This is a genomic window from Polynucleobacter sp. AP-Capit-er-40B-B4 (assembly GCF_018882245.1).
Taxonomy (GTDB): domain Bacteria; phylum Pseudomonadota; class Gammaproteobacteria; order Burkholderiales; family Burkholderiaceae; genus Polynucleobacter.
The window spans coordinates 288702-309806 of record NZ_JACVOV010000002.1 but is presented as its reverse complement, the minus strand read 5'-3'; the positions used below and the strand labels follow the sequence as shown (position 1 = coordinate 309806).

Annotated in this window: 18 protein-coding genes; 10 read left to right on the top strand and 8 right to left on the bottom strand. The window is 46.9% G+C overall.

Annotated features, from left to right (window positions below):
• Window positions 1–22 precede the first annotated feature (22 nt).
• Together galU and ICN19_RS06560 are read right to left on the bottom strand one after the other, a co-directional pair.
• Window positions 23–913, bottom strand: a complete 891-nt coding sequence (gene galU, locus ICN19_RS06565; RefSeq protein WP_216246361.1) for a UTP--glucose-1-phosphate uridylyltransferase GalU — start codon at window positions 911–913, stop codon at window positions 23–25.
• A gap of 29 nt (window positions 914–942) precedes the next feature.
• Entirely contained in the window at window positions 943–3834 is a 2892-nt protein-coding gene (locus ICN19_RS06560; protein ID WP_216246360.1) for a valine--tRNA ligase, read from the bottom strand.
• A 24-nt stretch (window positions 3835–3858) separates the two neighbouring features.
• On the opposite strand from ICN19_RS06560, the gene ICN19_RS06555 reads away from it, so the two are divergent.
• Window positions 3859–6225, top strand: a complete 2367-nt coding sequence (locus ICN19_RS06555) for a UvrD-helicase domain-containing protein (RefSeq protein ID WP_216246359.1) — start codon at window positions 3859–3861, stop codon at window positions 6223–6225.
• Window positions 6226–6233: 8 nt separating this feature from the next.
• Here ICN19_RS06555 and ICN19_RS06550 read toward each other — a convergent pair whose 3' ends face one another.
• Genes ICN19_RS06550 through ICN19_RS06540 form a run of 3 tightly spaced genes read right to left on the bottom strand, consistent with a single transcriptional unit; the run spans window position 6234 to window position 8412 of the window.
• Window positions 6234–7013 carry a BPSS1780 family membrane protein gene (locus ICN19_RS06550; RefSeq protein ID WP_216246358.1) on the bottom strand — a complete coding sequence of 260 codons (780 nt, stop codon included), beginning with the start codon at window positions 7011–7013 and terminating at the stop codon, window positions 6234–6236.
• On the bottom strand, window positions 7010–7984 hold the full coding sequence (locus ICN19_RS06545) for a homoserine kinase (protein WP_216246355.1): 975 nt from the start codon (window positions 7982–7984) through the stop codon (window positions 7010–7012). The genes ICN19_RS06550 and ICN19_RS06545 overlap by 4 nt, the downstream gene beginning before the upstream one ends.
• 32 nt (window positions 7985–8016) lie before the next feature.
• The gene (locus ICN19_RS06540) at window positions 8017–8412 is read right to left on the bottom strand and encodes a hypothetical protein (RefSeq protein WP_255536959.1); all 396 of its coding nucleotides are present in this window, start codon (window positions 8410–8412) and stop codon (window positions 8017–8019) included.
• Window positions 8413–8507: 95 nt separating this feature from the next.
• Here ICN19_RS06540 and polA point away from each other — a divergent pair, with 95 nt between their 5' ends.
• Genes polA through ICN19_RS06525 form a run of 3 tightly spaced genes read left to right on the top strand, consistent with a single transcriptional unit; the run spans window position 8508 to window position 13024 of the window.
• Window positions 8508–11333: a DNA polymerase I gene (gene polA, locus ICN19_RS06535; protein WP_216246352.1), complete on the top strand. Its 2826-nt coding sequence runs from the start codon at window positions 8508–8510 to the stop codon at window positions 11331–11333.
• 36 nt (window positions 11334–11369) lie between these two features.
• The gene (locus ICN19_RS06530) at window positions 11370–12245 is read left to right on the top strand and encodes a dienelactone hydrolase family protein (RefSeq protein ID WP_216246350.1); all 876 of its coding nucleotides are present in this window, start codon (window positions 11370–11372) and stop codon (window positions 12243–12245) included.
• Between the two features lie 5 nt (window positions 12246–12250).
• Window positions 12251–13024, top strand: a complete 774-nt coding sequence (locus ICN19_RS06525; protein ID WP_216246348.1) for a ZIP family metal transporter — start codon at window positions 12251–12253, stop codon at window positions 13022–13024.
• A gap of 13 nt (window positions 13025–13037) precedes the next feature.
• Here ICN19_RS06525 and ICN19_RS06520 read toward each other — a convergent pair whose 3' ends face one another.
• Together ICN19_RS06520 and ICN19_RS06515 are read right to left on the bottom strand one after the other, a co-directional pair.
• Complete coding sequence (locus tag ICN19_RS06520) at window positions 13038–13868, bottom strand: sulfurtransferase (protein WP_216246346.1); 831 nt, start codon at window positions 13866–13868, stop codon at window positions 13038–13040.
• A 57-nt stretch (window positions 13869–13925) separates the two neighbouring features.
• On the bottom strand, window positions 13926–15032 hold the full coding sequence (locus tag ICN19_RS06515; protein ID WP_216246343.1) for an SRPBCC family protein: 1107 nt from the start codon (window positions 15030–15032) through the stop codon (window positions 13926–13928).
• Window positions 15033–15194: 162 nt separating this feature from the next.
• Between ICN19_RS06515 and xseB the strand changes: the two genes are divergently transcribed.
• Genes xseB through folE2 form a run of 4 tightly spaced genes read left to right on the top strand, consistent with a single transcriptional unit; the run spans window position 15195 to window position 19129 of the window.
• Window positions 15195–15428, top strand: coding sequence for an exodeoxyribonuclease VII small subunit (gene xseB, locus ICN19_RS06510; protein WP_216246341.1), 234 nt, complete (start codon window positions 15195–15197; stop codon window positions 15426–15428).
• Window positions 15428–16330, top strand: coding sequence for a polyprenyl synthetase family protein (locus ICN19_RS06505; protein WP_216246339.1), 903 nt, complete (start codon window positions 15428–15430; stop codon window positions 16328–16330). The genes xseB and ICN19_RS06505 overlap by 1 nt, the downstream gene beginning before the upstream one ends.
• Window positions 16331–16374: 44 nt before the next feature.
• Window positions 16375–18276: a 1-deoxy-D-xylulose-5-phosphate synthase gene (gene dxs, locus ICN19_RS06500; protein ID WP_216246337.1), complete on the top strand. Its 1902-nt coding sequence runs from the start codon at window positions 16375–16377 to the stop codon at window positions 18274–18276.
• Between the two features lie 25 nt (window positions 18277–18301).
• Entirely contained in the window at window positions 18302–19129 is an 828-nt protein-coding gene (gene folE2, locus ICN19_RS06495; RefSeq protein WP_216246335.1) for a GTP cyclohydrolase FolE2, read from the top strand.
• Window positions 19130–19166: 37 nt separating this feature from the next.
• On the opposite strand, the gene tsaD is transcribed toward folE2, so the two are convergent.
• A complete protein-coding gene (tsaD, locus tag ICN19_RS06490; protein WP_216246333.1) occupies window positions 19167–20240 on the bottom strand; it encodes a tRNA (adenosine(37)-N6)-threonylcarbamoyltransferase complex transferase subunit TsaD in 1074 nt (357 codons plus the stop codon).
• 77 nt (window positions 20241–20317) lie between these two features.
• On the opposite strand from tsaD, the gene rpsU reads away from it, so the two are divergent.
• Together rpsU and ICN19_RS06480 are read left to right on the top strand one after the other, a co-directional pair.
• Window positions 20318–20530 (top strand): 30S ribosomal protein S21, encoded by a 213-nt coding sequence (gene rpsU, locus ICN19_RS06485; RefSeq protein ID WP_011903537.1) that lies wholly within the window; start codon window positions 20318–20320, stop codon window positions 20528–20530.
• A gap of 110 nt (window positions 20531–20640) precedes the next feature.
• Window positions 20641–21087 (top strand): GatB/YqeY domain-containing protein, encoded by a 447-nt coding sequence (locus tag ICN19_RS06480; RefSeq protein ID WP_216246331.1) that lies wholly within the window; start codon window positions 20641–20643, stop codon window positions 21085–21087.
• Window positions 21088–21105 lie beyond the last annotated feature (18 nt).

Genomic DNA, 21105 nt, shown 5'->3' with positions numbered 1-21105 from the left:
TTTATCTCACCTAAAAAGTTTTTTACTTTAAAGACCAGCTTTTTAGGTATTCCGCAAACTCAGCACCAACTTCTTGGTGGCGTAGCGCAAAATCTACAGATGCCTTGAGGTAGCCTAATTTGCTACCGCAGTCATAGCGCACCCCTTCATACTCATAGGCGAATACTGGATCTTCTTTAAGCAAGGTTGCAATTGCATCGGTCAGTTGAATTTCTCCACCTGCGCCAGGTTTTACATTGCGGATGTGGTCAAAAATTTTAGATGAAAGTACATACCGACCTACCACCGCTAAATCAGAGGGCGCGTCTGCTGGTTTTGGTTTTTCAACAATGCCATTGAGACGGTAGATGCCTTTGCTGACTGCATCTCCAGAGATAACTCCATAAGAGCTACTTTTGGATGGGTCAATTTTTTCTACTGCCAATACTGAGCCTTGCTGTTCTTCGTGCACTTTCAGCATTTGTGAAAGCACTGGAGGCTGACCGTCTAAGAGATCGTCTGCCAAGATAATCGCAAATGGCTCATCGCCAACTAGCTTCTCGGCACACAATACTGCGTGACCCAATCCAAGCGGCTCAGACTGTCGGATATACACACAGTCAACATTATCTGGTTTAACGCTGCGTACCAAATGAAGAAGATCTTGTTTGTTCTTGGCTTCTAAGGCTGCCTCTAACTCATAGGCTTTATCAAAATGATCTTCAATTGCACGCTTGCTACGACCTGTAACAAAAATGAGCTCAGTAATGCCAGCTGCAATGGCTTCATCAACTGCATACTGAATTAAGGGTTTGTCCACAACATTGAGCATTTCTTTTGGACTTGCTTTAGTGGCTGGTAAAAAGCGCGTTCCAAATCCTGCCACTGGAAATACTGCCTTAGTCACTTTTTTGGAGCTGAAATGCAATGCCATAGATGATCCGATCTTTTTTGCGGGATGATTTATTTAAGACGCTCTAATTGTGCAACAAGCTTCTCATGATTTTGCTCAAAGCCTGCAAGACGTTGTTTTTCTTGGGTAACTACTTCAGCTGGGGCGCGAGCCACAAAGCTTTCATTGGTCAGCTTGCCCTTCGCTTTGTTAATTTCATTCGCTAGGCGCTCGATCTCCTTGCCAAGGCGAATGCGTTCGGCAGCAACATCCACCTCTATTTTGAGTAAGAGCTTGATATCGCCTACCAGGGCAATTGGTGCTCCCGGGGCATCCTTCTCTAGAGCTGCCTCTTCGCTATAGATTTTGACTTCAGTCAGCTTGGCTAGTGCCATCAAATAGGGTGTTGCTTTTGCCAAGAATTCTTCTGGGCCATGAATCCAAAGCGGCACTTTTTGTCCGGGAGGAACTTGCATCTCGCCACGTAGATTTCTGCAGGCGTCCACAATAGCTTTAATCTGTGCCACCCAGGCTTCGCTTTGCTCATCAATCTTTTCTGGCTGAGCAACGGGATAGGGTTGGAGTGCAATGGTTTGTTTATTTTGTTTGGCTAATTCTTTTCCGCTCTTCGGACCAACCGTCTGCCAAAGTGTTTCGGTAATGAATGGAATCAATGGGTGCGCCATGCGCAAGATTGTTTCCAGAACACGCAATAGCGTACGACGCGTCGCGCGTTGCTGCGCAGGGGTGCCAGTTTGAAGCTGTACCTTAGCAAGCTCAAGATACCAATCGCAATATTCGTCCCAAACAAATTGGTAAATACTGCTCGCAATATTATCAAAGCGATAGTTCTCAAATCCTTTGGCTACATCAGCCTCGGTTCTTTGGAGTTGAGAGACGATCCATTTATCAGCTGGTGAAAAATCCAAATAACCCTCGGGACCACACTGGTTGTCGCATGGCGCTAGACCATTGTCCTCATCATTGCCGGAGCAGTTCATCAGAACGAAGCGAGTGGCATTCCAAAGTTTATTGCAGAAATTGCGATAGCCTTCGCAACGCTTTTGATCAAAGTTGATATTTCGACCCAGCGAAGCAAGGGAGGCAAAAGTAAAGCGCAAGGCATCAGTGCCAAATGCTGGGATGCCATCCGGAAACTCTTTTTTGGTTTTCTTAGAAATACTCTCAGCTTGTTTTGGATTCATGAGGCCAGTAGTTCTCTTGCCCACTAGCTCCTCAATCTGAATGCCGTCAATCAAATCAATTGGATCCAAAGTATTGCCTTTGGACTTACTCATTTTTTGACCTTCAGCATCACGTACTAAGCCATGAACATAGACGGTATGGAACGGTACTTTTCCAGTGAAATGACAGGTCATCATGACCATGCGCGCCACCCAGAAGAAGATGATGTCAAAGCCGGTAACCAGCACGGACGAAGGTAAGAAGTGATTTAAGGCGGGTGTTTCATCTGGCCAGCCTAAAGAGCTAAATGGCACCAGAGCTGAGCTAAACCAGGTATCCAGAACATCGGGATCACGATTGAGTTTCCCGGTATAGCCCGCCGCTGCGGCTTTGGCCTTCGCCTCGTCTTCTGAGCGCCCTACAAAAATTTGCCCGTCATCACCATACCAAGCAGGGATTTGATGGCCCCACCAGAGTTGGCGGGAGATGCACCAGTCCTGAATATTTTCTAACCACTGGGTGTAAGTATTAATCCAGTTTTCAGGAACAAGTTTGATGTCACCCTTTGTGACGGCATCCAAGGCTGCGCCAGCAATGGATGAGCCGGGTTGATATTTGTTGTCCGGACTTGGTTTGGACATTGCCACAAACCACTGGTCAGTCAACATTGGTTCAATAATAGTTTGGGTACGGTCACCACGTGGCACCATCAACTTATGCGGCTGAACTTTTTCTAGTAAGCCGGCGGCCTCCAAATCAGCAACGACTTGTTTGCGTGCTGCAAAACGTTCCATGCCTTGATAAGCGGTAGGAGCATTCTCATTAATCTTCGCATCCAAAGTGAGGATGTTGATCATTGGCAATTGATGACGTTGACCTACTGCATAGTCATTAAAGTCGTGTGCGGGAGTCACCTTTACAACGCCAGTGCCAAAGTTCAAATCAACGTAGTCATCTGCAATGATCGGAATTTCACGATCACACAAAGGCAAGTTAACGGACTTGCCAATGAGATGTTTATAACGTTCGTCTTCTGGGTTCACCATGACGGCAACGTCGCCCAGCAAGGTTTCAGGGCGGGTAGTCGCGACTGTGAGGTGACCAGAGCCATCAGTCAATGGATAGCGAATGTGCCACATCGAGCCATCTTCTTCTTCGCTCACTACTTCTAGGTCAGAAACTGCGGTACCTAAAACGGGATCCCAGTTCACTAAACGTTTGCCGCGATAGATCAAACCTTGTTCGTGTAAGCGTACAAATACCTCCACTACTGCTTTGGACATTTTGCTGTCCATCGTGAAATATTCTTTGCCCCAATCAATCGATGCACCTAAGCGACGAATTTGTCTAGTAATCGTGTTGCCAGAAGTTTCCTTCCACTCCCACACTTTTTCTAAAAACTTTTCACGACCTAAATCATGACGCGATACTTTTTGCGCATCGAGTTGGCGTTCAACAACAATTTGAGTGGCAATACCTGCATGATCAGTGCCCGGTACCCATAAGGTGTTTTTGCCAGACATACGTGCGTGGCGTACCAAGCCATCCATGATGGTTTGATTAAAAGCGTGACCCATGTGCAGGGTGCCGGTAACGTTTGGCGGGGGTAGCTGTATCGAAAAATCACCCTTTCCCTCATCCATGGTGGCATCGGCAATCCCACGACGCTCCCACTCTGGACCCCAGTAGGCCTCTATCGGGGCAGGTTCATAGGATTTGGCGAGCTCGTCTGCAGAGCTGGCCGCTGGTGAATTAGGGGTATTTGAGGCATTTGGCATAAGAGGCAAATTATAATTGGGCTGATGTACTCAGACTTGCTCGCGAACCTCAATCCAGAACAGCGCGAGGCAGTGACCCTCCCGCCCGTAAATGAAAATGGCCAAGCCCAATCCGCCTTGATTTTGGCTGGGGCAGGGAGTGGCAAGACCCGCGTCCTCACCACCCGTATAGCGTGGTTGATTCAGACCGGCCAGGTATCCCCTATTGGCGTCCTAGCAGTGACCTTTACCAATAAGGCTGCCAAGGAGATGATGTTGCGCTTAAGCGCCATGCTACCGATTAACACCCGTGGCATGTGGATTGGCACCTTTCACGGCTTATGTAACCGATTATTGAGGGCTCACCATAAAGAAGCGGGCTTACCATCAACTTTTCAGATTTTGGATACCCAGGACCAACTCTCTGCGATTAAGCGCCTTTTAAAGGGCTTAAAAGTCGATGATGAGAAGTATCCCGCCAAGCAGCTGCAATACTTTATTGCTCACGCCAAAGAGCGTGGTCAGCGCGCAAAAGACTTATCAGTAGGCGATGATTTTCAGGCCAAGATGGCGCAACTCTATGCTGCTTACGATGAGCAATGCCAACGTGAAGGTGTAGTAGATTTTGCTGAGCTCTTATTGCGTAGTTATGAATTACTTAAACATAGCGAAGCGATTCGGACTCACTATCAAGAACGTTTCCGTCATATTCTGATTGACGAGTTTCAAGATACCAATGCCTTGCAATATGCATGGCTAAAATTATTGTCAGGCCATGATGCAAGCCGTATCAATGTGAGCGGTATGGGTAGTAGCTCTGTATTTGCGGTCGGTGATGATGATCAAAGTATTTACGCATTCCGCGGAGCAGACGTAGAAAATATGCGTCTCTATGAAAAGCAATATCACCCGCTAATGGTGAAGTTGGAGCAGAACTATCGTTCGCACGGCCACATTCTGGATACTGCAAATCACCTGATTGCTAACAACTCAGAGCGTCTCGGTAAAAACTTGCGCACTGATGCTGGCCATGGCGAGCCTGTCCGAATCTATGAGGCCCCCAGCGATCATGCTGAGGCAGCCTGGTTGGTTGATGAGATAAAAGCACTTGTTAATAGTGGCATTAAGCGCACTGAAGTCGCATTGCTTTATCGCAGCAATGCTCAGTCACGCATCATTGAGCATGCTTTATTTTCTGCGGGCATTCCGTATCGCGTGTATGGCGGCTTACGCTTCTTCGAGCGCGCTGAAATTAAACACGCGCTTGCCTATCTCCGCTTGCTTGAGAATCCTAATGACGACACTTCCTTCTCTAGGGTAGTGAATTTCCCAACTCGCGGTATTGGCGCACGTTCAATTGAAGCATTGCAAGATGCCGCTAGAGCGCAGCAATGCTCCTTGTATCTTGCGGCTTCGACATTAGAAGGTAAGGCAGGTGCAGCTCTCGGTGGGTTTGTGCGTTTGGTGGACCATATGCGCGAAGCAACGCGTCACAATACCTTGCCAGAAACGGTTGAGTTTGTAATTCAGCATAGCGGCTTGATTCAGCACTATCTCTCTGAGCGCGAGGGGCAAGATCGCGTAGAGAACTTACAGGAATTGATTAACGCAGCAACCGCATTCATTGCTGAAGAGGGTTATGGACAAGATGCTGCGGCTGCTATGTTGCCAGGTGAGAATGCCCCCGGCGTTGTAGAAGTCTCTCCACTGGCTGCATTCCTATCGCACGCTTCCTTAGAGGCTGGCGATAACCAGGCTCAGGCTGGCCAAGATGCTGTGCAATTGATGACTGTCCACTCAGCCAAAGGGCTGGAGTTCACCTCTGTCTTTATTACTGGTCTTGAGGAGGGTTTATTTCCTCATGAGAACAGCGTGAATGAGCAGAATGGCCTAGAAGAAGAGCGTCGCTTAATGTATGTGGCGATCACTCGTGCCAAAGAGCGACTCTATTTATCGCATACCCAATCACGCATGTTGCATGGTCAGGTACGCTACAACATGCCTTCCCGCTTCTTGGAAGAGTTGCCCGCTGATTCATTGAAGTGGCTCACGCCTAAGGCAAGAGATGCTCGTTGGGGTGGAGGTAATTCAAGATCTGGGTCTACCTGGCAAGATGGCTACACTCGTCAACGTGAATACGAATCGAATGATTTTTTTGATTCAGGTTCTGAGCGTCAAAGACCTGCTAAGCGAGTCGGCTCAGCTTCAATGGAAGTAAAAAGATTGGCCTCTCCCCCGCGTGGAAATTATCCATTCACTATCGGACAAAATGTTTTCCACACCAAGTTTGGTGAGGGCCGCGTGACTGGTCTAGAGGGTGTTGATGCGGATGCAAGGGCGCAAGTAAATTTCAAGCGTCATGGCATTAAATGGCTACAGTTGAGTATTGCAAAGCTTGCTGCGATTGACTAAACGGTTGGTTAGACAGGCATCACGACTTCATTGTCTGTGAAGCAGGCTTTCCAGGTCGCATAAAAAGAGCAGTGCATCACAGTAAGTCCTGCCATAGAGATAGGTGCAATGATGTACGAGGCAACTTGCCCCAAATTCATGGCATCAAAGATCATGCCAATAGTCAATGGGATGGCAATCAGTATTGCGCTCCAAATCGATAGATATAAAAAGAATGCAGCTTTGTTAGACCAGCACGCTAGGGCACTGGAGAATAGAGCCTGAGGTACCGACATATCTTCCCATGCAACCAATACTGGTGAAAACCACATCAACATCGCCACCGGTACATACAGCATTGCACCAAAGAAAAGTACTAAATAAACCTGACGGAGTGCTTCTGGAGTGATGGGCTTATCGCTCGTCATTAAAGGAAGAAGCAATTCAAAATCAACCAAGAGACTTAAGATAAAACTCAACAGCACAATCATGGCGGCATATACCAAGCCCAGTTGCAAAATTCTTTTCCGAACTATCGAACCAGACTTTAATGCCGCTATATAGATTGAAGGTTTGATGCGTTCTTTTTGAATGGCTTGACGACAAGCCGTCATGAATCCAACAGATAAGGTTGGAGTCAGGAGTAGCACTGCAAAAACACCAATGACAGGGATGATGACTGCCAGTTGCGCTGCAAATACATACATAAAGACTAGCATTAAGAATCCCAAAGGATTCTGCTTGAAGAGCCAAATACCCTGTCTAATCCAGGTATAACCTTCTTTTGGAGCTACGTAATTGAGTTTCATAGTGAGCGACGACTTAAAAGAATGCGTTCAAAGTGCGTGGGATCATGTGGTGTCAGCATTTGTGCATCACGGGGTAAATAGAAATCCCATAATCTAGAAACCCAGAAGCGCAATGCCGCTGCGCGCAACATGAGAGGCCAGCTCGCCTGCTCTTCTTTGGTGAGTGGACGTACGGATTGGTAGGCCTTCATAAAGGCATCCAAGCGTACAGGATCTAAATCTTGCTTGTTATCAGCCAGACACCAATCGTTCGCGGTTACGGCAATATCAAACAACCATTTATCAGTGCCTGCAAAGTAAAAGTCGAAGAAGCCGCCTAATTGATCTTGAGATGCATCCGATCCCTTTGGATCAAATAAGACATTATCGCGAAATAGGTCGCAATGACTAGCGCCTTGCGGCAAACCATCATACGTACCTGAAGAAAAAAATTCTTCTTGAGTTTTGAGCTCATGCGTAATGAGATCTTTTTGCGAAGTATTTAAGTGGGGCAATACTGAGGGAATCGTTTTTTGCCACCAATCAAGGCTACGAAGATTTTCTTGGTTCTTTGAAAAATCTTTTCCAGCCAAATGCATCTTTGCCAGCATCTCGCCGACTAGGGCACAGTGATTAGCCTCGGGTTGCAGTCTGGAAAGGCCTGGAAGCTTGGTAACGATGGCTGCTGGCTTTCCCTTAAGAGTGAAAAGAATGTCGCCCTGTTTGTTTTCAATTGGCTTAGGAACTGGGACACCTTTGTTTGCCAGGTGGCGCATAAGCTCTAAGTAAAAAGGAAGCTGCTGTGACGATAGTCTTTCAAAGACGGTTAAAACATATTCCTGCTTCTGGTCGTCTTTTGTGGTGTCTAAGAAAAAATTCGAGTTCTCAATTCCACCATGAATGCCGCGAATTTCAATGGCTTGGCCAATATCAAAGTCTTGATCAATCCATTGAGAAATATCATCAAGTTCGATCGGAGTAAATACGGCCATAAACTAAATTGAATAAATAAATGAAACGATTTTTATCTAAGAGGGATGCTGATGCTTGGAACACTAATTAGATCAGTTTCTTTTGGTGGGCCCGGCATGACTGATGTAGGCGGCGCCATTTCATAGCTGGTGTATGGTGTTTTGACATCAACCTGAGTTGGTGAATTGACATCCTTATATTCAGTAACGGTGGTACCGTTTTTATCCTTGTACTGAAAGTTAGGTTTGCGTTGTTCAGGGGTATTCATAGCGCCTGCCGGGCTTACGGTTGGGGCAAGCGGTTGATTGTTGATGCGGTTTAATTCCGATGGGCTTAGCGCCTGGCTGTTATTCTGGGCGTGAGCTGAAGTTGCACTCAGGAGTCCAAAAACTACTAAAAAGCTAGCAATAGCTAGGGTTTGGCTCATGGAGTGACTAATTAAGTTCATTAAATAATGCATTTTTTCACCTTTTTAAGCCCACTCTCGGTCGGTTCCTTAACCAGACCTGTAGGCAATTCACAACTAGATTGTACGATTGCGGTATGACTAAACATAGACTCTTGTTGGTAGACGGCTCTAGCTACCTCTATCGCGCCTTTCATGCCATGCCAGACCTTAGAAATGGGGCTGGAGAGCCCACTGGAGCTATTTATGGCATGGTTAATATGATGCGTAGGGCACGTTCTGAGCTCAAAGCAGACCATATTGCCTGTGTTTTTGATGCCAAAGGCAAAACTTTTCGCGATGAAATGTACTCTGAGTACAAGGCCCATCGATCCCCCATGCCGGAAGATCTGGTCAAACAGATAGAGCCCATTCATGCCATGGTTAAGGCTTTAGGTTGGCCGGTATTAATGGTTTCCGGTGTTGAGGCGGATGACGTGATTGGCACCTTAGCTTGTCAAGCAACGCAAGCCGGATGGGAAACTATTATTTCCACTGGAGATAAAGATTTAGCGCAATTGGTAAATCCTGCTGTCACTCTAATTAATACGATGACAAATGAGAAGTTAGATATTAATGGCGTTAAAGAAAAGTTTGGCGTGCCTCCTGAATTGATTGTCGATTATTTATCTATTATCGGCGATACCGTTGATAACGTACCAGGCGTTCCCAAAGCGGGACCGAAGACAGCAAATAAATGGCTAGCAGAATTTGGAAATCTCGATAACTTGATGGCTAATGCCGATCAAGTGAAAGGTGTTGTTGGGGAAAATCTGCGCGCTTCACTTGATTGGTTGCCGCAAGCCCGTCAACTGATTACCGTCAAAACGGATTGCGATTTATCCCCTCACTTGCCTGGGTTGGATGATTTACATGCAAAGTCTGAAGATGCGCCTTTGCTGCGTGAGTTATTTGAGCGCTACGCATTTAAGACTTGGTTGCGTGATGTAGAGAAACAGCTCACAAGCCCGGAGGATAAGGCTGAGGTGCCTACTTTTGATTTGGCGGGCAGTCCAATTGCTACTTCTGAAAATGTGGTCGGTGAAGAAAAAAAGACTCGCGTGATTGCAAGCGCACCAACCAAAGATTTGTCACAAGTAACTCGCGATTCTCAGGATGCTATAGAGCGCAACTATGAGTGCGTTGTCGATGAGGTGGGTTTAGAAAAGTGGCTGGAAAAAATTGATTCTTCCACATTAACAGCTGTAGATACAGAAACCACTAGTTTGGATGCGCTTGCAGCAGAGCTTGTCGGTATTTCTTTATCGGTGAAGCCAGGGGAGGCTTGCTACATTCCGGTTGCGCATCGCAATGGTGAGATGCAACTGGATCGTGATTTGGTGCTGGCACGTATGAAGCCGTGGTTAGAGAGTAAGACGCATTTAAAAGTGGGGCAAAACCTGAAGTACGACGCTCACATTTTTGCAAATTACGGCATCACATTAAAAGGCGTTGCATTCGATACCTTGCTCGAATCATATGTACTCGAGTCTCATCTGCCACACAATATGGACAGTTTGGCTGAGCGTCATTTGGGCATGAAAACTATTCGCTATGAAGAGGTATGTGGCAAAGGGGTTCATCAGATTGGCTTTGATCAGGTAGATCTGAAGATTGCAACGGATTACGCGGCTGAAGATGCTGACATTACCTTGCGCCTTCATCTAGAGCTCTGGCCCCAAATTCAGGAGAGCCAAGGCCTACTCTACATTTATGAAAAGGTAGAAATGCCTGCTATGCGTGTACTCGGCATTATGGAACGCAACGGCATTCGGATTGATTCTGCATTGCTCGCAAAACAAGGTCAGCAAGTGGGTAAGCGCCTTTTAGAGCTTGAAGGGGAAATTCATAAGCTGGCAGGTCAGCCTTTTAATATTCAGTCGCCCAAACAGATTGCAGAGATCTTATTTGGACAACTTGAGTTACCTGTCATTAAAAAGACACCATCAGGCGCCCCATCTACTGATGAAGAAGTCTTGCAAAAGCTCGCTGAAGATTACCCGCTGCCAGCACGTATCTTGGACTATCGTAGTTTGGCAAAGCTGATGTCGACTTATATTGAAAAGTTGCCTCGTATGGCGGACCCTAAAACAGGCCGCGTGCATACTAACTTTTCTCAAGCCACTGCTGTTACAGGTCGACTGGCCTCAAGCGATCCAAATTTGCAAAACATTCCTGTGCGCACCGAAGAGGGCAGACGTATACGGGAGGCATTTATTCCGGCGGAGGGTTGCAAATTATTGTCAGCCGATTACTCTCAAATTGAGCTGCGCATCATGGCGCACATTGCTGAGGATGAAAATCTCTTGGCTGCTTTTAGAGATGGCAAGGATGTTCACCAAGCCACCGCTGCAGAGATCTTTGGCATTCCTTTGGATGATGTGAATTCTGAGCAACGACGCTACGCCAAGGTGATTAACTTTGGTTTGATCTATGGCATGAGTGCATTTGGCTTAGCGGGCAACTTGGGTATAGAACGATCAGCTGCGCAAAATTACATTGCCAAATACTTTGATCGCTATCCAGGGGTTGCGCAATACATGGAGCGTACTCGCCTCGAAGCTAGAGAAAATGGCTATGTTGAAACCGTGTTTGGGCGCCGCCTTTGGCTGCCAGAGATTAAGGGCTCCAATGGACCACGTCGCCAGGGTGCTGAACGCGCAGCTATTAACGCCCCAATGCAAGGCACTGCTGCAGACCTCATCAAGTTAGCCATGATTGCTGTAGAAGATTGGCTTGAAAAAGAGCAGTTAAAAACGAAAATGCTGCTTCAGGTACATGATGAATTGGTATTTGACGTGCCTTTGGATGAGATTGACCTGCTGCAGGCCAAGTTGCCTGATTTAATGTGTCATGTGGCTCAATTGAAGGTGCCTTTGGTGGTTAGCATCGGGATTGGCGATAATTGGGAAGAGGCGCATTAAGAATCGTAATAAACATTCAGGCGAGGAGACAAAAAAATGAGTAAAGAAATTCAAAATAGTCGACGCAATTTTATGAAGACATCAGCCATTGGCGCTACCGCTCTTGGCGTAGGGTTTGTGGCGGCATCTGAGCCAGTTATGGCTGCAGCTATTGAAACTGATTTCAAGGGTCTTAAAGTAGGCGAGCAGATGATTCCAGTAGGTAGCTTTCAAATGCCTGCCTATGTATCTCGTCCTGAAAAAGCAAAGGGTGCTCTACCTATCGTGATCGTGGTGAGTGAGATTTTTGGCGTACATGAATATATTGCTGACGTCACAAGACGTTTTGCAAAAATGGGTTACCTTGCGATTGCCCCGGAATTTTTTACTCGTGCTGGCGATCCTAATACCTATGGCACAGTAGCGGAAATTCAGCAAAATATTGTTGCGAAGACTCCTGACTCACAGGTTTTGAATGACTTGCAGGCCGCATTAGTTTGGGCCGGCAAAAATGGTGGCGATCTGAAAAAAGTTGGTGTGACTGGTTTCTGTTGGGGTGGCCGTATCACCTGGTTGGCTGCAACCTTGCCGCAAGTTCGCGCTGGTGTAGCCTGGTATGGTCGCGTGATTGGTGAGAAGACTGAAAATAGTCCACGTCATCCCGTAGATATTGCTGCCGACTTAAAGGCGCCCGTACTTGGTTTATATGGCGCGGCAGATACCGGCATCTCTTTGGAGAGTGTGGAGCAAATGCGCGCCGCATTGGCACAAGCAGCTCCAAAAAATCCCGCTGCCAAAGCATCGATGATTGAAGTGTATCCAGATGCTCCACACGCCTTTCATGCAGATTACCGCGCCACTTATCGTGAGGGTCCTGCAAAAGATGGTTGGGAAAAGTGCCTGGCTTGGTTTAAGAAAAACGGAGTAGCTTAACTAGTATGTCAGTTTTACAAACCATTCTTCTGGTGACTGCATTAGCGGGTACTGCAAGCGCCTTGATTGCTGCAAGCTGCTCGTTGGCCGTGCTTTCAAAGATGGTAAACAATATGGTGAGCTTGTCGGTCGGAATCTTGCTGGCGACTGCTTTGCTTCACTCGTTGCCAGAGGCATTCAGTATGGAGGGTGTAAATCCTCAGCTTCTCTTTGCTACCTTGCTTGCAGGATTGTTAGGTTTTTTCTTGCTCGAAAAAATTGCTTTATTGCGTCATGACCATCATCACGAAGGTGATGGTCACCATCATCACCATGGACATGATGCGGAAAATGCAGGGCGTAGTGGCTGGATGATTTTGGTTGGCGATGGTATTCACAACTTTGTCGATGGCATCTTGATTGCTGCAGCCTTTATGGCGGATTATCAGGTGGGAATCTTTACTGCGATTGCGATCATTGCCCATGAGATTCCTCAGGAGATCGGCGATTTCATTGTGTTGCTCAATGCGGGATTCTCACGCGCACGCGCCTTGCTCTATAACTTCATCTGCGGCTTAGCAGCGGTTGTCGGCGGGGTATTGGCGTACTTCTTTTTAGAACGAGCCCATGCAGCAATGCCATATCTTCTAGTCATTGCTTCTAGCAGCTTTATTTATATTGCAGTGAGTGATCTGATTCCGCAAATGCACCGTCGCCCACATTGGGCCGAGTCATTGCGCCAAACCATTTTGATTGCTTGCGGCGTAGGGTTTGTCGTCTTACTTTCTCTGCTGCATTAACGCAAAAATACGCTTAGAGCTCAACTGGCCTCTTGGGGTCAGCACACCATTCGCTCCAGCTGCCTGCATAAAGGCGTGAACCTTTAAATCCAGCCAACTCCATTGCCAGAAGATTGTGGCAAGCAGTTACACCGGATCCACATTGATGAATCACTTCAGAGGCTTTTGTTGTGCCAAGACTTTCTGAAAATTCCTTAAATAATTGTTCTGGAGTTTTAAAAGCAGTAGCGTTGAGGTTGTTTTTAAAGAAGCGATTCATCGCCCCTGGAATATGTCCGCCTACAGGATCTAGCGTTTCGTTCTGACCACGGAAGCGATCTTCACCTCTTGCGTCAATAATTTTGTTTTTCTTAGTTTCCAGATTGGCAACAACCTCATCGACTAAGACGAGGCCGGCATATGGCATCACACCAATAGCCTGAGAACAAGGGGTGGGCGCTCTAGGAATTGAGCCCATAGGGCCATTCCAGGCATCTAAGCCACCATCCAATACGCGAACATTGGCATGGACGGTTGATTTAAGCATCCACCATAGGCGGCTTGCGTATACGGAGCCTTGTTTGTCATAGGCAACCACCAGTGTGTTTGGGCTGATGCCCAGGCGGGCTTTTGTTTTGGCCCAAGCTTCTGGGCTTGGAAGAGGGTGGCGACCGTTGGCACCAGTTTTATCGCCAGATAAATCTTTGTCCAGGTCGACGTAGATTGCACCCGGAATATGACTTTCTTCGTAGGATTTTCTGCCAATCAAAGGATCGACTAAATCAAAGCGGCAATCACAGAGCAAGACATTCTCACCACTGTTGATGATTTCTTCTAACTGGTTAGCTGAGATCAGAGGAGTCATGATGCTTCCTATCTTTAGTGATGAGATTGTTGGGTAAAACGATAAAACTTTATCTGATTATGCGCCTTCAAAGTTCATGACGCGGCGATACCATTCATGAAAATGTTGCATACCATCTTCCATTGGACTTTGATATGGACCTACCTCATTAACACCGCGAGCTAAAAGAGCTGCACGCCCTTGATCCATGCGCTCAGCGATTTCATCATCTTCGATGCAGGTTTCCATATAAGCAGCACGCTCTGCTTCAACAAATTCACGTTCAAACAAAGCGATTTCTTCTGGGTAATAGAACTCAACGATATTGCGCGTTTTGCCAGGTCCCATTGGATGCAATGTAGATACACATAGAACCCCTGGATACCACTCCACCATCACGTTAGGGTAGTAGGTTAGCCAGATGGCACCGTGGCGCGGAGCTTTACCGTCAAATTGACGTAACACTGCTTCATGCCAACTGCGATACGTTGGTGAACCAGGAGTTTGCAAATCCTTATGAATGCCAACTGTTTGTACGCTATGCCAATCACCAAATTCCCAATGCAGGTCTTCACAAGAAACAAACTTGCCTAAGCCTGGATGAAATGGCACGACGTGATAGTCCTCGAGGTAAACCTCGATGAATGTTTTCCAGTTGTAATTACATTCATGTACTTCAACATGATCTAAAACATAACCATCAAACTTGAGATCGTCAGCGACGCCAAGTTTGGCAAGATCAGCACGAACATCGCGTGGACCTTCAAACAGCAAGCCTTGCCAATTTTGCAAAGGGGATTTGCCAAGATTTAAACAAGGCTTATCTTCAAAGTGTGGGGCACCTAATAGATTGCCACCCAAATCATAGGTCCAGCGATGTAGTGGGCACACAATATTGTCTGCTTTGCCACGACCGTTGAGCATGAGTGCTTGGCGATGACGACAAACATTAGAAAGTAGTTCAACACCAGATTCATTGCGAACGAGGATGCGACCTTCGTTTTCTGCGCTTAAAGTTTGATAGGAGCCAACTTCAGGCACCATGAGTTCGTGGCCAACATAGCCTGGACCCTGCTTAAAAAGCAGTTCAATTTCCCGCTGATACAAGTCAGCGTCAAAATATGCCGAAACCGGCAGTTGTAGATTGGACGGCGCAAGCTGCTGCGCGGTAGCCAGATTAGTCATTCTCCCCACCCCCGAAAACGTCAGCCGAAGCTAAGCGGAATAACCAATCCAACCATCGACGGATCGATATTGGAAAGGAAGGGGTGGATTATACCCATCCAAAGGGCTTCTCGCTTTAATATGTAGGGCTATCCGTGTGGGAAATACGAAGGAATTAAGCTTATGGCAACCAAGAAGTCTGAGAGTCCAAAATCCGGTCTAGAGGTCCAAATTGACCCAGATTTGCGCTACGAACAAGCTGTTAAGGAGTTGGAAAAGCTCATTTCTGACATGGAATCTGGAAAATTTTCCCTAGAAGAAACCCTTCTGGCATATCAACGTGGCGCAGCTTTGTTAAAACACTGTCAGGGCATGTTGGCTCAAGTTGAGCAGCAGGTTCGCGTATTCGAGGCTTAATGAATACCTCATTTCAATTTCAAGAGTGGGTTAGTTCGCAATCTAAGCGAACTGAGTTGGCCTTAGATCGCTTACTTGATTCTGCTCAAACTATTCCTCATCGCTTGCATGAGGCAATGCGCTATGCAGCGCAGGGCGGAGGTAAACGCATAAGACCACTGTTGGTTTATGCAGCAGGTCAACTGGGTGATAAGGCGGACGACGTTAGAGAAGAATCATTGGATGCTGCCGCGGTTGCGATTGAATGTATTCATGCTTACTCCTTGGTGCATGATGACTTGCCTTGCATGGATGATGATGATTTGCGTCGTGGTCGTCCAACAGTTCACAAAGCGTTTGATGAGGCAACAGCCCTATTGGTCGGAGATGCATTGCAAACCCGTGCTTTTGAAATTCTGGCTAATGCCAACTGTAATGCGCAGATAAAAATCAAAATGATTGCTGCTTTAGCTGCTGCCTCGGGATCGCGCGGTATGGCTGGTGGCCAGGCAATTGATTTAGAGAGCGTTGGTAAAAAGCTAGATCTTCCAGGCTTAAAGCAAATGCATGCCATGAAGACAGGTGCTTTGTTGTCATGTGCCGTGGAATTGGGGGGTATTTGTGTATATCTCAGTCCTGCTCAAATGGCTCATCTCGCAAACTACGCAAAAGCTCTTGGATTGGCATTTCAGATTGTGGATGATGTGTTGGATGCCACTGCGGATAGCCAAACATTGGGCAAGACCGCTGGCAAGGACGCTGCTGCCAATAAGCCCACCTATGTAACCTTGATGGGTTTAGACTATGCGCAGAAGCAGGCTAAAGAGCTACAAGAGGTAGCTATCGCCAGCTTAGATAGTTTTGGCGCATCAGCGCAGGCATTAAAAGATTTGGCTCTCTTGGTTGTCAATCGAGGCAAATAAGAGGGCAACAAGAGAAATGCATTAGTACGGATTATTTAGATTCAATGACTTTACATTCCATTAACTCACCTGACGATCTCAAAAAACTCTCACGCGAAGAGCTTCCTGCTTTGGCGGATGAATTGCGTGAGTTTGTTTTAGATTCCGTTTCTAAAACAGGCGGGCATCTATCCTCCAATTTGGGAACGGTAGAGTTATCGATTGCTTTACATTATGTTTTCGATACGCCTGCAGATCGTATTGTTTGGGATGTGGGCCATCAAAGCTATCCGCACAAGATTTTGACGGGTCGTCGTGAGCGCATGAATACCTTGCGTCAGTACAAAGGCCTCTCCGGATTTCCGCATCGCACTGAAAGTGAATTTGATGCATTTGGAACTGGCCACTCATCTACCAGTATCTCGGCCGCAATGGGTATGGCGCGTGCATTCCAAACCAAGGGCGAACGACATGTTGCTGTAGCTGTGATTGGCGATAGCGCGATGACCGGCGGCATGGCTTTCGAAGCAATGAACAATGCTGGTGTGTATGACGACTTACCGCTCGTGGTGATTTTGAATGACAACGATATGTCAATCTCTCCAGCAGTGGGCGCGCTTAATCGCCATCTAGCTAGACTACTGAGCGGCAATATTTACTCGGCGACTAAAAAAGGTATTGATAGTGTTTTATCCATTGCGCCACCACTACGTGAGTTCGCTAAACGCCTTGAGGATCATGCCAAAGGCATGGTGTCTCCATCTACCATCTTTCAAGAGTTCGGCTTCAATTACTTTGGCCCGATTGACGGCCATGATTTAGATGCCTTGATTCCAATGCTGCAGAACGTCCGTCGTTTGGCCTTAGAGGGTCGCGGCCCACAGTTCTTGCATGTAGTGACTAAAAAAGGCCAGGGCTATGAATTGGCTGAGGCAGATCCAGTGCTGTATCACGGTCCAAGTAAGTTCAACCCAGAAGAGGGTGTTAAGAAACCTGCAGCCAGCAAGAAAACCTTTACTCAGGTATTTGGTGATTGGTTATGCGATATGGCGCACGCTGATCCATTATTGGTTGGCATTACTCCGGCGATGCGCGAAGGTTCTGGCTTAGTTGAGTTTGAAAAGAATTTCCCAAAGCGTTATTACGACGTCGGTATTGCTGAGCAGCATGCGGTAACTTTTGCGGCGGGTATGGCTTGTGAGGGCATGAAGCCAGTTGTGGCAATCTATTCAACATTCTTGCAGCGCGCCTACGATCAACTCATTCACGATGTCGCATTACAAGATTTGCCAGTGCTGTTTGCGCTTGACCGCGCAGGCTTGGTGGGTGCTGATGGCGCTACCCATGCTGGCGCATACGACATTCCATTCTTACGTTGCATTCCCAATATGTTGGTGTTGACTCCAGCAGATGAGGCGGAATGTCGTGATTTATTAACCACTGCATTCCATCAGCCGCATCCGAGCGCAGTTCGCTACCCACGTGGTGCTGGTGTTGGCGCAGTACCTTCAAAAGAATTGCGCACTTTGCCATTAGGTAAAGGCGAGGTTCGTCGTAAATCTACTGCACCATCCGGTCAACGTGTAGCGATTTTGGCATTTGGAACTTTGCTCTATCCTGCGCTGGAAGTGGCAGAGGGCATTAATGCCACAGTTGCCAACATGCGTTTTGTGAAACCACTGGATGTGGATTTGATTAAATCCTTGGCGTCCGATCATGATTATTTTGTGACCATTGAAGATGGCGCAATTGCTGGCGGCGCTGGCGGCGCTTGCTTGGAAGCGCTATCAAATCTCGGAATAAATAAGCCCCTCTTGCAATTAGGTCTTCCTGATGAATTTATTGAGCATGGCGACTACAGCTTGCTGATGACCAAGTGCGGCCTAGATGTGGAGGGTATTACTAGCTCCATCAAACAACGTTTTCCAGCAATATTGACCCAAAATTCTGAGCTTGTAGGCAAATAAGCCTGTTTTGCCTGAAAATAGAGCCATGAATGACATGAACCCCGCTTTTTTGAAGCCTAGCGCAATGCCTGACGTGCAATCCACTTTGGATGAGCGCGCTTTGCCAATTGAGCAGGTGGGAATTCGTGGCGTGCGTCATCCACTGACGATTCGCAGCAAGACTGGGAACTTTCCATCCGTTGGTACTTTTGAAATGGATGTTGCTTTGCCTGCGCATGTGAAGGGCACGCATATGTCGCGCTTTATGGCTTTGTTGCAAAAACAAGATATCGCAGTTGATAGCACTTCAGTGGTGGCGATGGTTCGTGAGATGTTGCCATTACTTGATGCTAAAGAAGGGCATGTGCAGTTTACTTACACTCACTTTGTAAAAAAAGCAGCGCCAGTATCTGGTGTAGAAAGCTTAATGGATTACGAAGTGACTTGGATGGCCACTGCCAAACAAAATACCACTGGCAATGCTGATGTGGAATTGGGTTTGCGTGCGCAAGTTCCGGTGATGAGTCTGTGCCCTTGTTCAAAAGAGATTTCTGATTTTGGCGCTCATAATCAGCGTTCACATGTGACGATGTCTGTAGTGCTCGACACTGAAACAAAAATGACAGTAGAAGATTTGGTTACCGCTGCAGAGAGCGAAGCATCTAGTGAATTGTGGGGTTTGCTCAAGCGTCCCGACGAGAAGTGGGTTACCGAGCGTTCTTACAGCAACCCTAAATTCGTAGAAGACTTAGTGCGTGATGTAGCTGGCAACCTCAAGGCTGATCAGCGCATCCAGTCGTTTGTAGTTGAGGCTGAGAACTTTGAGTCTATCCACAATCACAGTGCATTTGCCCGCATCAGCCATCAGAAATAATTGACCAACTAGTAAGCTAAATACTTAAATGCAGTTCTTAAATTAAGTTATTGCTTTGCAAATCCCAACGGGGTTTGATATCAAAGGCTCCAGATGTTGTGGAGCCATTATTTTTTACTAGCATTCGTAGTGCTCCAGCAAATGCAATCATCACGCCGTTATCGGTACATAACTCTAGTGGCGGGTAGTGCACTTCAAAACCATTTCGCGCAGCTTTTTCATTTAATGCACTACGCAGTTGTAAATTAGCGCCTACGCCACCTGCTAGCACCAAATGTTTGCAACCTGTTTGCTTGAGCGCTTTTTCAGATTTACTCACCAACACTGCAACAATCGCATCGACAAAAGATCTAGCGAGGTCCGCATGAAACTGCGTCACTTCAGATGTGGCGACAATCTTTTTATCCTCAAACTTTTTAACTTGATTGAGGACGGCAGTCTTTAATCCGGAAAAAGAAAAATCCAAATCACCCGAATGCAACATCGGTTTTGGTAAGTCAAAAATACCGGAGCGTCCTTGCTCAGCTAATTTAGAAATCGCAGCACCGCCGGGGTAGTCGAGCCCGAGTAATTTGGCTGTCTTGTCAAAAGCTTCGCCTGCTGCGTCATCTAAGGTTTCACCCAGAAGCTCATATTGCCCAATGCCGGAGACTTTCATTAGTTGGGTATGGCCGCCAGATACCAGAAGGGCAATAAACGGAAATTGAGGGGCTGTTTGACCCAAAAGCGGAGAAAGTAGGTGTCCCTCTAGGTGATGAACCCCAATTGAGGGCAAATTAAGCCCTTGAGCAAGAGATTTGGCAAAAGCACTGCCCACCAGGAGGGCGCCAGCCAGTCCTGGGCCTTGGGTGAAGGCCACGGCATCAATATCGGTCAATTTGAGCCCAGATTGGGCTAAAGATTGGTCTAAAAGGGGTAAAACACGGCGAATATGGTCGCGTGAGGCTAATTCTGGGACGACGCCCCCATAGTCCCGGTGCATGGCGATCTGAGAGTGCAAACCCTGGCCCAGTATGCCCTGGAAGGCCGGTTTACCCTCTTCCCAAGGAGTGGTGTTGTATAAAGCCACCCCAGTCTCGTCACAAGAAGTTTCTATTCCTAAAACAATCATTTTTTCGCTTGGTCGTGCTAGAATCGCAATTCAGTTAATTTTTCGATATTTATCGAGCATATACGAGTTAAATAAGTATGACTACAGTCCGCCTCCGCGAAAACGAACCATTTGAAGTGGCATTGCGCCGTTTCAAGCGCACCATTGAAAAGAATGGCCTTTTGACAGACTTGCGTGCACGCGAGTTCTACGAGAAGCCAACGGCTGAGCGTAAGCGTAAGAAGGCTGCAGCTGCTAAGCGCCATTACAAGCGTATTCGCAGCCAAATGTTGCCTAAGAAGCTTTACTAATAGAATTTAAAAGCTCTCTTCACCGAGAAGCTTTGAAACCCGCTGACGGTGAAACGCAGCGGGTTTTTGCTTTTTAATCGCTAGATACATTCAACATCAGGAATAAAGCCATGAGTCTAAAAGATCAAATTACTGAAGATATGAAAAACGCTATGCGCGCAAAAGAAGTTGAGCGCCTAGGAACCATTCGTCTTTTGTTGGCGGCGATTAAGCAACGTGAAGTCGATGAGCGTATCGTAGTCGATGATGCTGGTGTGATTGCTACCGTTGAGAAAATGATTAAGCAACGTAAAGACTCCATCTCTCAGTTTGAAAAAGCTGGGCGCGATGATTTGGTTGCGATTGAAGCTGCCGAGATGGTGATCTTGCAGACCTACTTGCCTGCGCAGTTATCTGACGCTGAAGTGGAGGCTGCAGTAGTGGCTGCTGTTGCTTCTACAGGTGCTGCTGGCCCTCAGGATATGGGTAAAGTGATTGGCGTTCTCAAAGGGCAATTAGCGGGCAAAGCAGATATGGGCAAAGTTTCTGGTTTGGTAAAAGCCGCACTTGCCAAGTAAGTATCTAAATAAGAGAAA